Origin of the sequence: Enterococcus sp. S53 (assembly GCF_016516865.1) — a bacterium.
GTDB classification, from domain to species: Bacteria; Bacillota; Bacilli; order Lactobacillales; family Enterococcaceae; genus Enterococcus_D; species Enterococcus_D innesii.
The window spans coordinates 1-1,249 of the sequence record NZ_JACVUH010000053.1; the positions used below are offsets into that span (position 1 = coordinate 1).

A 1,249-nucleotide genomic window follows, 5' to 3' on the forward strand; every position below is an offset into this window, starting at 1 on the left:
TTGGATTTGAGTCAATATCTTGGACACATTTTAGTAGAGACGGTTACGCCATTTTTTCTTTTGCCAATTCTTCAAATTCCTGTGGGGTTAGATAGTGAATCGAGCTATGGATTCGATTTCGGTTATAAAATCCTTCAATGTAGCTAAATAGCGCTCGATTTGCGTCTTCAAAATCTGAGTAGCTAGTCGTGTAGACTTCTTCCTTTTTCAATGAGGCATGGAAAGATTCAATTCCAGCATTATCATAAGGTGTCCCCTTTCTACTATAAGAATGCCTTATTTTGTTGGTTTCAAGCCATTGTTCCACTTCTCTTGCTGTGTATTGGCTGCCCAAGTCAGTGTGTAGAATCATTCCTTCTGGAATGTGATAATGTATTTTTGCTTTATTCAATGTTTGAATGACACAATCCACAGTCATACGTTTTGAAAATGTATAACTAATAATTTTTTTCGTGTGCAAATCCATGATTGAAGATAAGTAACACCAACCATTTTTCTTGGTAGGAATGTAAGTAATGTCAGCTGCCCATTTTTCACAGATATTTTTAGTAGAAAAGTCCTGATTTAAGAGATTCTCTTTTGAAATGATCGGTTTATTAGACCTTTGAGGTCTATATTTTTTAACGACAATTGACCTTAGATTTAATTGTTTCATTAGCTTTTGGACATGTTTAAGAGATACTGAAATACCTTCTTTTAATAAAACTTGATGGATCTTTGTGGCACCATAGCGTTGTTTATTCGTAAAAAAAATTGTTGAAATCTTCTTTTTCAACTTATTATTTCTGATTTCTGTAGCTGTCAACGGTTTGTTTTTATAAAAATAATAGACACTTCTAGGGATTTCTAATAACCGACACAACAAAGAAACAGTGTAATCCTTACACCATTTTTCAATAAATTGAACAAGCGAATTTAGGTTTTCCGAGAGAATATGGCTGCGGCTTTTTTTAAGATTTCAAGTTCCTCTTTTAAACGAGCATTTTCTTTTCTCAGTTCAGCCACTTCTTTTCCAGTCAGTCCTGTGGACTGATCAGGTAAATATAAATTCTTCCATTTGTAAATCGTTGCTTCAGATAAGCCATATTCTTTCGCTAACCCTCGAACAGAACGTCCAGTTTGATTCAGTTCAACAATCATTTGTTTAAAATTTTCTTCATATCGGGTCATAAAAATTCATCCTCTCGTAGATAAGTTTAATTTATTATTGTCTCTACGAAAAGCTGTCTAAGATTTGATACTAACACCA

The 1,249-nt window shown here is 33.6% G+C and carries 1 protein-coding gene; it reads right to left on the reverse strand.

Annotated elements, in window-relative coordinates; all coding sequences use genetic code 11:
* Positions 1 to 43: 43 nt before the first annotated feature.
* A protein-coding gene (locus IAE45_RS18540) for an IS3 family transposase (protein ID WP_200127871.1) occupies positions 44 to 1,170 on the reverse strand; the annotation gives its coding sequence in 2 pieces (ribosomal slippage) (positions 44 to 942 and positions 942 to 1,170; 1,128 coding nt in all).
* Positions 1,171 to 1,249: the final 79 nt, after the last annotated feature.